The sequence below is a fragment of the Deltaproteobacteria bacterium genome (assembly GCA_016235345.1).
Lineage (GTDB): Bacteria > Desulfobacterota > Desulfobacteria > Desulfobacterales > Desulfatibacillaceae > JACRLG01.
Genome location: JACRLG010000002.1, coordinates 349,209 through 363,343, shown reverse-complemented (window position 1 = coordinate 363,343; position 14,135 = coordinate 349,209). Strand labels below are relative to the sequence as shown.

Below are 14,135 nucleotides of genomic sequence, written 5' to 3'. Positions count from 1 at the left end.
AAATTATCATGAAGCGCCCGGAAGGGCAAGCCGTCCTTCGGCTTCCTTTGAAAGAAGGAAGCGCAAAATTTCATCGGCGGCTATTTTGTGGCCAAGCTCGTTCGGGTGATGGTCCGTGGGGTGCACCCAGAGGTCTTCGGCCCGGCAGGCTCTAAAGGCCGGAAGGAGATCGATGAGCAATATTCCCTTTTCCCGGCAGAACATTTCGATTTTTTTGTGGATTTCCGAGAATGGATAATTTTGGAAATCGTAGAGGAGCGGAAAAAGCGCCACCGCGAGCCTGCCGCCCTGAACCGAGACGGTGGAGTCGATGGCTGAAAGGGCGGCAAAGCCCACCTCTGCCCGCTGGCCTGTGAAGGATTCCAGGTAGGCTTTTGTGGTGACTTGGGAGAGCCTCTTGCGGTCGATGCGGTTCATCAGAAAATCGTAAAGGGCGAAGTGGGCCCGCAACGGGCTGTAGCTGAAGCCCCCGTTGTTCTGGTCTATGAAATCGGGGCCGACTATGGGGAAGCGATTTTTGTCCAGCCCGAAGTCGTTTAAAACGAATCCGTAGATGACCAGGGGAAAGGGGCCGTCCTTCAATGAATAATCAAGAATTTGAAGGACATCAGAAATATTCGCCCCCACCTTGCCACGGTTTGACACAGCCGCTTTCGGGTGGCTTTTCCTTAAGCCCTTTTCCAGCAGAAAGGGGTAGGAGTCCTCGTAGCGCACGCCCCTGCCGAAGGTGAAGCTGTCCCCCAGAACCAGCACGTTGGGGGGGTATTCGGGCAGATTTTTAACGTCCGGCCGGTCCCGGTCCGGGAGCCGGAAGCCTTCCGGGGTGCCGTAGTAGGGCAGGCCGTAAACCGGGTCGTTTCCGGCCCGGCCAAGAAGCACATGGTAGCCCCTGGGGTTTGAGAAATAGATGTCGCTCCGGTTGGAGAATTTTTCGTGGCGGGTGTTGAGAAGAGTCCGGGCCGCGATTTCCAGCACTGTAAGAACCGCCGCAAGGGAGAGCGCCACGGCGAGAATTTTGAAGGCTGCTGGCTTGAGTTTTCCGTTTTTCATGCCGGGCTCCCGTTTTTCGCGGAGACGGCGCTTTCGTGGGCGGGCCCCTGGGATTCCAGCTCCTTCAGGCGCCTGCGGGGGGGAAGGTAGCCCGGAGCCCATCGGACGGCCTCGCGGTAATGCTGTACGGCTTCGTCCTTTTGGCCTTGGGACTCCAGCGCCTCTCCAAGCCGGAAAAGGGCGACGCTGTTTTTGGGGTTGGATTTGAGCGCTTTCCGCAGATGCTCCATCGCCTGCGCACTTTTTCCCATGTCAAACAGCAGGCAGCCCTTATTCAGATTCACGGTGTCGTCATCGGGGTTTATGGACAGGGCCTTTTCAAAGGCCTTGAGCGCTTCTTCCTGCTTTTTCCGCATGGCCAGTATCATGCCCAAATCGTTCCACCTCACATGGTTCTCCGGAGCCTTCACCGTTCCCTGGCGGGCGAAGTCCTCGGCCTCCGCAAGCCTTCCGCTCCTTACATAGGTGTTGAACACTATGCTCCAGAACTCGTTGCGTTCGGGGGCGAGCCTCACCGCCTCCTTGAGGTGGACAAGCGCCTCGTCATACAGGCAAAGCCGGGCGTACTCAACGCCCAGATAGCGGCGCACCAGGGCGTTATTGGGGCTTTGGGACACGCAGTAGCTGTGCAGCGTGAGGGCGTCGGACCATACCGGAAGGTGGACTGCGGCCCTTGCGGACAGGGCGGCGGCCCAAAGAACGAACAAGGCCCCCGCCCACCGGCGGGCCGCAGGCTTTTCGGCCTCATGGGCCATTACCGAGGCGAAAAGGCCGAATCCCACAAGGGGCAGGTACAGAAACCTGTCCGCCCGGAAGATGTGGTGGGGGATGATCTGGGCCGAGGGAAGAAGGCTTATGAGGAACCAGGCAAGGCCGAAAAGGGCCAGGGGCTTTTTGCGGGCCATGCGGAAGGCGAAGGCGGCCAGCGCCAGGGCAAGGAAGCCGATGAGCATCCGGGGGGTGAAAAAGGAGCCCGGATAGACGTTTTCGTACATCACCGGAAGCCTTGCGGGAAAAAGCACCTGAAACAGGTTGGACCCGAAAAGGCTTACCACCAGCCGCGCGCGCTCTATGGCATCCAGGGTGGCGGCCTGTTCGGCGAATCCCCTGCCGATCAGGTGTCCCGCGTTTTTTATCGCCGAAGGCACGTAGGGAAAGAGAATCGCCTGGGTGGACTGGTCGTAAATCCCAAGGGACACCAGCTTTATGAAAAAGGCGGCAAGGGCCACGAGCCACAGGTGCCAGGTCTCGGTCAGAAGCCTTGCGGTCCGCCTCTGGCCGAAAACCAGGAATGACATGGAAAGCGCCAGGGGGGCCACCGCCACGCCCAGGATGTTGGAAAGGCACGAAAATGCGGCCAGGTATGCGGTGAGTACGAAAAGCAGGAACCGGGCCGGTCCCCTGGCCCTTAGGGCGTAAATGTGGACGTGGAGGGCACAGAGGAGAAAAAGGAGCATCAGAAGCTCCTCGCGGCCCGAAATCCAGGCCACGGAATCCACCACCGAGGGGTGAAGCCCGAAAAGTGCGGCGGCCCAGAAGGCGGCCCTTCGCCCTCCTGCATCGAGGGGGCCGCCCGATTTTTTCAGCCGGATGAAAAGGGCGTAGGCGAGAAGGGTGCTTAAAAGGTGAATGAAGACGTTGGTGGCGTGATAGCCTCTTGGATCGAGCCCCCAGAATTTATAATCGATGGCTACTGAAAGGAGCCTTACCGGATAGAAGCTCTTGAGGGAAAAGAAGGTGAAGATGCGTTTCAAGCCGCCCGGTCCCAGGTCCCCTATGAAGGGGTTGGAGCTTACGGTGTCCAGGTCGTCGTAATTGGCGAAATCGTAGAAAAAGGCGGGCCAGAAAAGGGCCAGCACCAGAAGGGCGAGGCAGGCGGGGCGCAGAATGGAGTCAAGCCCTGCCGGAAGCATCCAGGTTCCGGCGCCCCGTGTTTCCGGCTTTTCGTGAAGGGCTGGCGCGGCTTTTTCCATCGATGGCCTAATCCGCCCGGTAAAGGAGCCGGGGCGGCTCCCGCTCGTCGGTGGAAAGCCCGGTAAGAAAGGAGAGCTCGTCCATGGCCCGCTCGGTGTTTCTTATAGTGGCCGCCGCCGCGTCTATCTCGTTGGAAAAAAGCTGCGGCCCCTGGCGGCCCACGCCGAGTTCGGCCAGCCCCGCGATCTTGCCGTGAAGGCGCTCCAGCTCGATCACTATGAACTCGTGGTTGTCGCGGGCCTTCCGGTGGTTGGCAAGGCGAAGCCCGGCGGTGGCCCTGGTGTCTTCAAGGCTCTTGCGGTAGGATGCCTCCTTTTCGTCGTCCTCGGATTCCGGCCCCAGGGCGGCCAGCCGCTCGGTGGCGCGGGTGACGGAATTTTCTATCTCGACCGGGTCCACGGTCTTGAAATAGCGTTCAAGGGCGGTCTTGGAAAAGAGGAGTTTGAGGTATATCCACAAGAGGCGGTTCACGCCGTCGGTCTGGAACTTCGCCACGTCCTCGGGCCTGTCCTCCCTGGCCCCTATGCGGTCAAGCTCCAGGCACAGGCTCCTGAGTTCCTCGAAGTCCCGCCGGTCCTTCTGTGAAAGGGCGGAGATGAGCCTTGTGGCCTCGGCCTCGTCGGCGATTTCATCCTGGTCCTGGCCTTTCAGCCCCTCTGCGTCAACGGCGTCCTGGAACCTGGGCCTTGTGGCGAGCCCGGCAAGAAAGACGATTTCCGCAGCCGCCACCAGTGGAAGGGCCACGTCGGGCCTTCCGGACAGAAGCCCGTAAACCACGCCCGCGCCCAAGGCCAGGAGGTTCCAGTGAAAGAGGAATGCCTTTTTGACGTAGCGGAGGATTCCGCCCGTCGTGATTTTCGAATTATTCAGTTCCACGTCAAACTTTCGCCGGTAATTGAATCAATGGCCGCCTAATATTACTCTTGTGCTGTCGCACCACGTCAGCGAAAAAGCCAGGGCCACCCGATAATCGCCGCCTGCAAGGAAAGCTGGATTTATCTTTCTTTCCTCCACCCAAGCCCCTGGCGGTTTGAAAGCGATGAAATGCAAGGAACGCGAGGGGCGTGGGAGGGAGCGTACGCTTTTGTACGTGACCGATCCACAACCCGATGCGTGACACAGCAGTTCGCGCTTTCAGGCCGCCAGGTTAAAAATTTGCCGAGAGTTCACGATAGGTCTTGGCGATTTCTGAGGCCGAGCTCTCGAACAGCCTCGCGTTGGTCTTGTTGGAAATCTGGGCCAGGACGTCCTTGCGCACCTCGTCGCCGTAGGCGATGGTGTAGACCTTGGGAACGTCGAAGTCCTCGCCCTTGGGGAAGACGTCCATCAGGTCTTCAAATGACATCCGGCTTTTGGTGTCGTCGCCGTCGGTCAGGACCACCAGGGCGTAGCGGCGTTTTTCGCCGGAGCGTTTACGGGCCGCCATTTCCCTGTAGTAGGTTGCGATGGAATCGTAAAGGGCGGTTCCGCCCTCGGCGAAGACCGTGGAGATTTTCTGGCCCATGGATTCGCCGCACGAGGCTATTTCGCACATGTCCGAAAGAGGGGTCACCTGGTCGGAAAACACCACCACCTGCACCCGGTCGCGGGGTTTCATGGCCCTTATGAAGCTGATTGCGCCGAGCCTGGCGTTTTCCATGGCCTCGCCCTGCATGGAGCCGGAGCGGTCCAGGATGAGGACTACCGTGGCCGGGACCTTTACCGATTCCCAGGTGTCGTGCAGGCGCTTTAAAACGTCCTCGCCGGGCACCTCGAAGGACTTGACGCCGGAGACATCTGCCATTACGCCGTGTTCCGCGTCAAAGGGGGCGGCAAGGGGCATCTGTGCTATGGGGCGGACTCCCAGTTCCATGGCCGCCTTCTGGGCCTCGGCTGAAAGCAGGAACTTCACGAAGGCGTTGGCGGCTTCCTCGCGTTCCGGGGTCATCCATTCGCCCTTGATGACGGCCACCGGGTGCCGGGCGAAGAAGCAGCCTTCGGAGGGATAGATGGCCACCAGTTTGAAGGGCTTGTTTCCGTACTTGGCGTTGCCCTCGATAATGGTGTTTTCGTACTGGACCGTGGCCGAAAGATAGCCGGGGCCCTTTTTGCGCATGAGATCGTCTATCCAGGAGTTGGAGAGGCCGTAGTGCTCCACCGCGCCCTCAAAGCCCGTGAGGAATTGCAGAACCACGGGGTTGGCCAGGTCCTGGGCGGTCATGCCGCTTGTTTTGCCCAGTATGGCGTAAACCTCGCTGGCGACGGTGAGAAAGCCGGAGTTGGCGTCCGGGTGGGCGTGGCCCCAGCGGAAGGCCCCCCACTGGGGGTTGCCCGCCGATTTCCAGCCCTCCGGGTTCATGGCCACCCTGGCCACGTCCTTCCAGGCAATGGGCTTGGGATAGCCAAGGGCCTGGGCCATCGGCTCCCACATGGCGATGACCAGGGGGACGTTGACCAGGGGCTTGTAACCGTCCATGACCTTCACGCTCTTGACGTCGCGGAACCATGCGTCGGCAAGGGCCAGCCAGGATTCGTCGCCGGGGCTCCACAGGTCGGGCCTGGTCCTTCCGATTTTGAGATCGTCAAGCTGTTCGCCGGAATTGCCGTGAAAGGCTTTCACCACCACGGTCTTTTTGCCCACCTTGACCCCGCTTGCGTTGAACCGGGCGGTCATGGCCTCGATCCAGGTTTTCTTGGCGGAGGACGAGTAAAAGTAAAGTTCCAAGAGGTCCCCCGAAGGAAGGGAGGCCGTGGCCGACCGGCCGGTGGGGGAGGATGCGCCCTGCCTGAATTTGTCCACCACGCCCGCCCTCATGAGCCCGTAATAGGTGAGGCCGGCCGCAACGAGCAGGACTATGAACCAGAATGCAGGTTTCGGTTTTCCCGCCATGTTTTTTGTCCCCCGGAGTTATAGAAACGATTAATGCACAGGCCTGGATTTCTGGATCATCTGTAGTAAGAGGGCCGACTCCTGCCCCGGCTTCCGCTGCCGGGCCAGGACCGGTAGCGGGTGTCGCTGGGAGGCGGGCGGAACTCGGTGAACATCTCCACTATCTTCCACTTGCCGTCATAGGCCTTGCCGATCAGGAGGGAAAAGCGCCCGGTGAACTGCTCCGAAGGCTCGTAGCGCCACGCGTCCACCTTCACCTTGTCGGTGACGCGGGCGAATTTGACGTCGGTATATTTGCACGCCCCGTATTTTTTGGAAAGGCCCCTGTCCTGCAGGAAAGGGAAAAGCGCGGTTATGCTTTCCTTCAACTGCCTGCCCCCGATTTCCGGCATGGGGCTTCCCACGTTGTTCTGGTCCACCTTAACCGATTTTATCACGGCGTCGTCGTCGAACAGGTCCTTGAACCGCTCGTCGTAGGCCTTTTCGTAAGCCACGTACTGATCGAACAGTTTCTTCGCCTGAACCACGGCGGGGTCTTCCGCATAAGCCCGCGCTGTGGAAAGGCATAGAAGGACGGCCAGCAAGGCGGCGCATTTTAATGAAATGCGGTGCATGGAGAAGGCTCCTGGGTGAATGGTCGATAACAGCCTGTCTAAAAACGTGAATTTAAGTGTCGTGCATCAAAGCCAATTCCGCCACGTAAGAACATCCTGATTTATCCCAAGAACTCTGTGATTTCTTGGGCGGGTACGCTTGGCTCTTGGCTTTTCGCACTCCTTGCACTTCATCGCGTTTATACGGATTGATATCAAGGCTTTTTCAAATAGATTGCGTTTTTTCCATGAGGGCGGCAAGCTCGCCGCCCTCCATCTTTTCCTTTTCAAGCAGAAGAACGGCGGCCTTGTCCAGCACTTCCCTCCGGCCTTCAAGGATTTCCCTGGCCACAAGATACTGGGCGTCGAGAATTCCCTTGATCTCGGAGTCGATAAGGACGGCGGTTTCCGCGCCGTATTCCGGGGCGGCGTCCATGCCGACGCTCAAAAACTGCTGGCGGCGCTCGTTTTCAAGGTAAACTGTGCCGATTTTTTCGCTCATGCCGTATTGCTTCACCATGCCGCGCGCTATGTCCGTGGCCCGTGCAAGGTCGTTGTGCGCACCCGTGGAAATGTCTCCGAAAACGATCTCTTCGGCTGCCCGGCCTCCCAGAAGGACGGCTATCCTGTTCAGAAGCTCGGTCTTTTTCATGATGAACCGGTCTTCCGTGGGCAATTGCAGGGTGTAGCCCAGGGCCGCAATGCCTCGCGGGATTATGGATATCTTCTGCACCGGGTCCGCGCCCGGAAGGGAAAGGGCCACGATGGCGTGGCCAAGCTCGTGAAAGGCCACGATTTTCTTTTCTTCGTGGTTGATGAGGCGGTTGCGTTTTTCCAGGCCCGTCACCACGCGCTCCACGGCCTCCTCGAACTCCGCCATGCTCACGGAGTCCCTGCCCCGGCGCACGGCGAGAAGGGCGGCCTCGTTCACGAGGTTGGCCAGGTCCGCGCCCACCATTCCGGGGGTCATGGAGGATATTTTCTCGACGTCGAGCCCCTCCTCGGTCGTGACGCCCTTCAAGTGCACCTTAAGTATCGCCTCGCGCCCCTGCTTGTCGGGCCGGTCCACCAGTATCTGGCGGTCGAAGCGCCCAGGGCGCATGAGCGCGGGATCGAGGATTTCCGGCCTGTTGGTGGCGGCGAGAAGTATCACCCCCACGGTGGGATCGAAGCCGTCCATTTCCGACAGGAGCTGGTTCAGGGTCTGCTCGCGCTCGTCGTGGCCCCCGAAGGAGCCTATTCCGCGAGCCTTTCCAAGGGCGTCCAACTCGTCGATGAAGATGATGCAGGGGGCCTTTTCCTTGGCCTGGTTGAAGAGGTCGCGCACGCGGGCCGCGCCCATGCCCACGAAAAGCTCCACGAATTCCGAGCCCGAAAGGCTGAAAAATGGGACCTTCGATTCCCCCGCCACCGCCTTGGCCAGAAGGGTCTTGCCTGTTCCCGGAGGCCCCACCAGGAGCACCCCTCGCGGCATCTTGCCCCCAAGCCGGGTGAAGCGCCCGGGGTCGCGCAGAAACTCCACCACTTCCACCAGTTCGGCCTTGCTCTCGTCAACCCCGGCCACATCGTCGAAGGTTACCGAAAGTTCATCCTGCATGTAAATCCGGGCCTTTTTGCCCAGCATCATGAAGCCCTGCTGGCCGCCCGCCATCTTTTTCATCATGAAGGCCCACACCCCCACGAAAAGCAGCACGGGCAGCACCCAGGACAGAAGGTCGTGAAGCCAGCGGGATTCGATCTCGCCCTTGAAGGTGACCTTGTACTCGGACAGGAGCTTGGAAAGCTCCGGGTCAACGCGAACGGCGCGGAATACCAGGGTCTTGCCCTCCGGGCCTCCGCCGTCTACGGTCTTCCCCTGTATCTGGTTTTCGGTGATGGCGACTTCGGCGATTTTTTTCGACTTCAAAAGGTCCAGAAACTCGGAATAGGGAATGCTCCTTATGGCCATGGCCGAAGACATCATGTTGTGGATGAAAAACACAACCCAAATGCCGAACAGGACGTACCAGAAAGAGAATTTGTGATGTTTTTCCATAAGCCTTGCCATTGAGGGGGACGGAGTTTCTGTGAATTATAATACCTCGCGGCGCAAAAGGCAAGGCGCGCGCTCCTGCGGGTTTTCATCAACCCGCTTGCGGCATCCTGTTTTATAGGCGTCCGGCCCCGGATGTTTGGCTTGACAGCGCGAGCATGAAAAAATAGACTGAAAAAGGCGCAAGGTGCTTTTTCAAGCACAAAAAGGGAATCCCGTGAAAATCGGGAGCGGTCCCGCCGCTGTATACGGGGACGGCGTTCGCAAGAAACCACTGCCGGGGCTGACTTCGGCGGGAAGGGGCGAGCGCCCGGATGATCCGTAAGCCAGAAGACCTGCCTTGCCGCCGAGCCTTTTGCGCACACGGGAGATGCAGCGCATGGGCCAAATTTAAAAGGGCCAAGAAGCAGGGTGCAGCCCTTCAGACATATATGTCTGAAGGGCTGTTTTAATTTTGGAGACAGGCCGTCGAAAAACGCGATCCGCTGTGTTGTGCATCAAAGCCAATTCCGCCACGTACCTTCAGTACGCTTGCTCATTGGCTTTTCGCACGCCTTGCGGCTCATCGTTTTTCATCGGTCTGTCCGGATTGGGGTGTCAACTGGCGGGGAAAGGAAAGTTCATGCACTTATACTGGCGAATTCAGCAGGATTTAAGCTGCCTGGGGGAGATATTAATGTTTCACGACCCCGGCCTCATCCGCTCCATAAGGGAATGGGCCAGGAAGAACCGCGCCGCCCTGGTCATGGCCGAGGGCTTTTACGAGGAGGAATCCCTGCGCCCGAACCTCAACTGATCCGTCTTCCGCCGGGTTTTTTCAAAAGGCCGCCATTCATCAGGCGGTGCTGCATAGACCATAAAATAATAATAATTCCTATTGACAATAAGGTTTCCGATTTTATATTATTCTTCAAGGAAAAGGTTCCGAACCGGCTCGAAGCCTTTTCCCGCATAAAAGGACCGCCCTTAAGCCCCCATCTTAAAGGTTGCGGTCCCGATTCCGAAAGCGGCCTCCGGGTTTTCCTCCTCCCTCCCGGAGGCCTTCTTTTCTCCGTTCGGGAAACCGCCAAAAAATCGAATTTTACCGGAATTTCGCAAAAACCTTGCGCTCAATCCGAAAATCCGTTCAATCAACGCAGAGACCTACAGCGAGCCGTCCAGGTCGTCGGCGACGTTTCGCTTGCAGTTGCGGCAACGCTGGGCTCCCCGGAAGAGCGGGTAGCCGCAGTCCGGGCAGTGGTAGCGTTCGCATTCGGAACGCGCCCATTCCACGCTTCCGGCCTCGTCGCCAAGCTCCGCGACCTTTTCCCGCCAGCTTTTTATGGCCCGGTCCATGACCCTCCGGCCAGTCGCCAGGGGAAAATTCTTGAAGTGGTCGCAGGGCCAGTTTTCGCACTGGTGGCAGGAGTAGAAGCCCCGGCCCCTAACGCAGTCGCGTATGGCGCAGGACCGGCAGAAAGAGTAAAGCTCGCGGGGCGGATCGGGCTGCATACAGCCCAGGCACCTGGTCTCCTCAGGCTTGGTTCCGTACAGGTTTCCCATCACCTGCCGGAACTTTTCGTTTCCGTCGCGGTTTGAGATGTAAACCCCGCAGGTCCCGCAGTACAGCCCGCACGGGGCCATAAGCTCCCTGTTCGCAAATTCCTCTTCGGTCCAGCCTTGCATGTTTTTCCTCCAGGGCAAAAGGATCGAATTTTCACATACCGCATTTCTATGGTTCAACCAGGAAATCGTCGGGATAAGGCCCCACTACCGGCCGTGCGCTTTTATGGCGGTACCATGTCACGGGCTTATAATCTTCCGCTCCGGCGCCTTGATCGCGCTCTTTTTCATGGCTGAACAGATAGCGTCGATATATGACCGGATGGTCACGGTCATAAAGAACCGAATGCCAGTTGCCATTTTCGTATCGGTACCATACTCCCAAAAGATATTTTCCAAATCCACGATCTGGTTCGGTTCCTCCCCGCCATTGGGTGGCCAGCATGAGCGCCCCCGGCTCGCCATTGGAGCGGGTGGGAAAACCCATCCGGCCATAATCTTCGACCAAAAGCCCGTCTGATACGCCGTCCTCGGATAAGGCCCACACGGTCCAATACGCGATACATATGCCCGAAGTCATCATCCTCATCACGCCCAACAAAATGACTTCATGCCCGTTCCCGGCAAAATCAACTGCATCAAGACGATACTGGAAACCGGATATCTGATTGATATCGAACTTCCATTCCTTTACAGCGCCATTTTTGGCTCTATAAAGGATATTGGCAACGTCGCAAAATGAATCATCCGTCCCCGATTCTACGCAAACCGAAAGCTGGCCTCCGTTGGGCAGTGAGGCCTCGTAGGCATGTTTGCAGTCTGTCTTTTCAACTGATTGCATTTCCGGAAGCCTGCGCCCGCAAGGCACCTCGTTCCGCCAGTTTTCGGCGTTTCCGCCCAAGGCCGGGCGGAGGAAAAAAATAATGAAAAAAATTGCCAAGCATGAGCTTTTACCCGCTTGCGGCTTTTTCATCACGGTGCCCCCTTCAATGATTATGACACCGTACATTATCCCAAAACACGAACGGGATTGCAACGCAATCCCGTTTGTGAACAAAAGAGGGTCCGGGGGAGAGCCATCTTGATGCCGCGCTCCCCCGGACGCCGGAGGCAATCTTTTACTTTTGCTTCTACAGCCCCATGAAACCCGCCGCGATGCGCTTCATGATCTCGTTGGTGCCTGCAAAGATGGGCATTACGCGGACGTCCCGGAAGCCGCGCGCAAGGCCGAAGGCTTCCAGGTATCCCGGTTCGCCAACGAGATCCATGGCCCTGTCGCAGGTGCGCTTGGCAAGGTCGGTGGTCCAGAACTTGGCCATGGATACCTCGACAACCACGTTTTTTTTCTCCATGTGGTCGGCGATCAACTTATCGATGAAGATGCGGCCTATCTTGGCCTCGGTGGCCATCTCCACCAGGGCGAACTGGGTCGCCTGGTTCTTGGAGATGGGTTTGCCGCTGCGCTCCTTGGTGTTTTTGCAGTACTCCGTTACTTTCTCCACCACTTTTTCCGCCGCGCAAACCGCGCCTATTGCACACACCAGGCGCTCCTGCTGGAGCTTCTGCATCAGAATTATGAAGCCGGAGCCTTTTTGGCCTAGCATGTTTTCCTTGGGAATCCGGCACTTGGAGAAGAAAAGCTCGGCGGTGTCCTGGCTGTGCCAGCCCATTTTCTCAAGGTGCTTGCCCCGCCCGAAACCGGGAGTGCCGTCTTCCACCAGAAACATGGAAATGGCCTGGTAGGGGTTGTCGGCGTGGGGGTCCCTGGCCGCAACCACGCAGATTCCGCAGTTGATGCCGTTTGATATGAAGGTCTTGGTGCCGTTTATTACGTAGCTGTCCCCGTCCTCCTCGAAGATGGTGGTCATGGAGGCAAGGTCGCTTCCCACGTCCGGTTCGGTCATGGCCACAGCCGAGATGTACTCGCCGGAGGCGCAGAGCGGGATGTACTTTTTCTTCTGCTCCTCGGTGCCGAAGCTCTCGATGTAGGGCACCACGATGTCCGAATGGAGCGAGGCCGTTAGCCCGGTGAAGCCCGTGTGGGAGCATTCCTCGCAGACGATCACCGTGTAGAGGAAGTCCAGCCCGTGGCCGCCGTATTCCTTGGGCTGGGCGGTGCACAAAAAGCCCGCCTCGCCCATCTTGCGCCACACGCTTTTCGGGACGATGTGCTCCTTTTCCCATTTATCCACGTTGGGGACCACCTCGCGGGCCAGAAACTCCCTAAGTTCCTTGCGGAACTTTTCGTGATCTGCGGTGTAGGTTAAAATATCCATGTGACCCCTTTCGCGGTTTTATGACCGCGTTTGATCATTATTTACCGGAAAACGGAGGGCGTTTCCCGCTCCATCGGTAAAAACGGCGCTTGTAAACCTTGCGAAAACGTCCGAATCAAGGGACGAATACATGGAGGCCAGCTCGCCGGGCTTTACCACCACGCCCCCCGGAGGGTAAACGTTGGTGATCCTCTTGGACTCGGCCCCGTTTTCCAGAACGAACGAACCGGAAATCGCCACTGGCGCGTCTCCGGTGTTGGTGATCCGAATTTCCAGGTTCTGGTCGAAAAGGTTGCAGCATTTCCAGGCCAGGACCTCCTCCACATCGGAGTTAATGATTAGCTTGATCTCGATCATGCTAATTTTCTCCGACGTAAAAGTTCTACAAGGCAATAAGCTACATTAAAGCCACGGCCAGAAGTCCTGAAAACGATGAAATGCAAGGAAGGCGAGCGGGCGGCGGCGGAGCGTGCTTTTGCACGTGAGCACGCCGCCCGCGAAGCCTGACACAGCAGTTCGCGCTTTCAGGACTTCTGGCGCTTAGTATTTGCCGATGATCGATATGGCACATACGTTTTGGAACGGGAAGCCTCCCAGGTTGTGCGTAAGGCCGAAGCGCGGATTGTTCAGCTGCCGCTCTCCGGCCCTGCCGTTAAGCTGGAGGTACATCTCGTAGAGCATCCGAAGGCCGGAAGCGCCTATTGGATGCCCGAAGCACTTCAAGCCCCCGTCTATCTGGCAGGGGACCTGGCCGGACGCGTCGTAGAAGCCGTCCAGGATGTCCTTGATGGCTCCGCCGCGCGGGCTGATGTGAAGGTCCTCGTAGGTGACAAGCTCGGTGATGGAGAAGCAGTCATGCACTTCCATCATGGAGATTTCCTTGCGCGGGTCGGTGATTCCGGCTTCGGCGTAGGCCCTCTTTGAGGCTGCGGTTGTGGTTGCGAAATGATCGCCGTCCCACTCGTCAAAACCGGACTCCTCGCCGGATGAAAGGGCGAGCTGAAGGGCCTTGACCGATACGAAATCCTTCTTGCCGAGCTTCTTGGCGAATTCCACCGAGCATACGATGGCGCAGGCGGAGCCGTCCGACACGCCGCAGCAGTCGAAAAGGCCAAGGGGATGGGCGATGATGGGCGAGCCCTTGATGGCGTCCTTGGATACCGCCTTGCGAAGATGAGCCTTGGGGTTCTTGGTGCCGTTCTGGTGGCTTTTCCATGAAATGTGGGTCATGGCCTCTTTGATCTCTTCATCGCTCTTCCTGTACTTTGCGCCGTAGGCCGAGGCCAGCTGTGCAAAGGAGCCGGGAGCGGAGAGATTCGGCCACCACTGCCACGGAAGGGTTCCGCCGTTGGAGCCGGGGTTGGGAAGGCCGCCGTAACCGGTGTCCTTCAGTTTTTCCACGCCCTGGGCCAGACACACGTCGTAAGCGCCTGAGGCCACTGCGTACACGGCGCCGCGAAAGGCTTCAGTTCCCGTTGCGCAGTAGTTTTCAACGCGGGTCACAGGGATGTAAGGAAGCCTTAAGGTGGTGGAAAGGGGCAGAGCGCTCTTGCCCACGTTGATTTCTTCAAGGCAGGTGCCGAACCAGGCCGCCTGGATGTCCTTTTTTTCGAGGCCGGAGTCCGCGAGGCATTCCTCGAAGGCTTCCACCATGAGCTCTTCAGCGCCCATGTCCCAGCGTTCGCCGAAACGGCAACAGCCCATTCCAATGATGGCGACTTTATCCTTGATTCCGGTTGCCATTCTAATTACCTCCCAGTCGTTGAGGCCCGAAAACCTTACTGGTTGAAGGGCCGACT

General features: G+C 58.2%; 11 protein-coding genes and 1 riboswitch. All 11 genes read right to left on the bottom strand.

Features of this window, described 5'->3' with window-relative positions; translation table 11 throughout:
• Positions 1-6: 6 nt before the first annotated feature.
• Positions 7-1,050 carry an SGNH/GDSL hydrolase family protein gene (locus tag HZB23_02320; protein ID MBI5843487.1) on the bottom strand — a complete coding sequence of 348 codons (1,044 nt, stop codon included), beginning with the start codon at positions 1,048-1,050 and terminating at the stop codon, positions 7-9.
• Positions 1,047-3,023: a tetratricopeptide repeat protein gene (locus HZB23_02315; protein MBI5843486.1), complete on the bottom strand. Its 1,977-nt coding sequence runs from the start codon at positions 3,021-3,023 to the stop codon at positions 1,047-1,049. The genes HZB23_02320 and HZB23_02315 overlap by 4 nt, the downstream gene beginning before the upstream one ends.
• Positions 3,024-3,030: 7 nt before the next feature.
• The gene (locus HZB23_02310) at positions 3,031-3,900 is read right to left on the bottom strand and encodes a hypothetical protein (GenBank protein ID MBI5843485.1); all 870 of its coding nucleotides are present in this window, start codon (positions 3,898-3,900) and stop codon (positions 3,031-3,033) included.
• Positions 3,901-4,171: 271 nt separating this feature from the next.
• On the bottom strand, positions 4,172-5,893 hold the full coding sequence (locus HZB23_02305; protein MBI5843484.1) for a substrate-binding domain-containing protein: 1,722 nt from the start codon (positions 5,891-5,893) through the stop codon (positions 4,172-4,174).
• A gap of 56 nt (positions 5,894-5,949) precedes the next feature.
• Positions 5,950-6,507 carry a hypothetical protein gene (locus tag HZB23_02300; GenBank protein MBI5843483.1) on the bottom strand — a complete coding sequence of 186 codons (558 nt, stop codon included), beginning with the start codon at positions 6,505-6,507 and terminating at the stop codon, positions 5,950-5,952.
• A gap of 205 nt (positions 6,508-6,712) precedes the next feature.
• Complete coding sequence (locus tag HZB23_02295; GenBank protein ID MBI5843482.1) at positions 6,713-8,521, bottom strand: ATP-dependent metallopeptidase FtsH/Yme1/Tma family protein; 1,809 nt, start codon at positions 8,519-8,521, stop codon at positions 6,713-6,715.
• A 165-nt stretch (positions 8,522-8,686) separates the two neighbouring features.
• Positions 8,687-8,876, top strand: a riboswitch (cobalamin riboswitch).
• A gap of 785 nt (positions 8,877-9,661) precedes the next feature.
• Entirely contained in the window at positions 9,662-10,183 is a 522-nt protein-coding gene (locus HZB23_02290) for a DUF3795 domain-containing protein (protein ID MBI5843481.1), read from the bottom strand.
• Between the two features lie 46 nt (positions 10,184-10,229).
• A complete protein-coding gene (locus HZB23_02285; protein ID MBI5843480.1) occupies positions 10,230-11,033 on the bottom strand; it encodes a hypothetical protein in 804 nt (267 codons plus the stop codon).
• Positions 11,034-11,190: 157 nt separating this feature from the next.
• Entirely contained in the window at positions 11,191-12,336 is a 1,146-nt protein-coding gene (locus HZB23_02280; protein MBI5843479.1) for an acyl-CoA dehydrogenase family protein, read from the bottom strand.
• 18 nt (positions 12,337-12,354) lie between these two features.
• Positions 12,355-12,693, bottom strand: a complete 339-nt coding sequence (locus HZB23_02275; protein MBI5843478.1) for a hypothetical protein — start codon at positions 12,691-12,693, stop codon at positions 12,355-12,357.
• 183 nt (positions 12,694-12,876) lie between these two features.
• A complete protein-coding gene (locus HZB23_02270) occupies positions 12,877-14,079 on the bottom strand; it encodes an acetyl-CoA acetyltransferase (GenBank protein MBI5843477.1) in 1,203 nt (400 codons plus the stop codon).
• Positions 14,080-14,135: the final 56 nt, after the last annotated feature.

Coding starts and splice junctions, on each gene's coding strand:
- HZB23_02285 (MBI5843480.1), bottom strand. CDS start 11,033: ATGAAAAAGCCGCAAGCGGGTAAAAGCTCATGCTTGGCAATTTTTTTC.
- HZB23_02300 (MBI5843483.1), bottom strand. CDS start 6,507: ATGCACCGCATTTCATTAAAATGCGCCGCCTTGCTGGCCGTCCTTCTA.
- HZB23_02280 (MBI5843479.1), bottom strand. CDS start 12,336: ATGGATATTTTAACCTACACCGCAGATCACGAAAAGTTCCGCAAGGAA.
- HZB23_02320 (MBI5843487.1), bottom strand. CDS start 1,050: ATGAAAAACGGAAAACTCAAGCCAGCAGCCTTCAAAATTCTCGCCGTG.
- HZB23_02315 (MBI5843486.1), bottom strand. CDS start 3,023: ATGGAAAAAGCCGCGCCAGCCCTTCACGAAAAGCCGGAAACACGGGGC.
- HZB23_02270 (MBI5843477.1), bottom strand. CDS start 14,079: ATGGCAACCGGAATCAAGGATAAAGTCGCCATCATTGGAATGGGCTGT.
- HZB23_02275 (MBI5843478.1), bottom strand. CDS start 12,693: ATGATCGAGATCAAGCTAATCATTAACTCCGATGTGGAGGAGGTCCTG.
- HZB23_02290 (MBI5843481.1), bottom strand. CDS start 10,183: ATGCAAGGCTGGACCGAAGAGGAATTTGCGAACAGGGAGCTTATGGCC.
- HZB23_02295 (MBI5843482.1), bottom strand. CDS start 8,521: ATGGAAAAACATCACAAATTCTCTTTCTGGTACGTCCTGTTCGGCATT.
- HZB23_02305 (MBI5843484.1), bottom strand. CDS start 5,893: ATGGCGGGAAAACCGAAACCTGCATTCTGGTTCATAGTCCTGCTCGTT.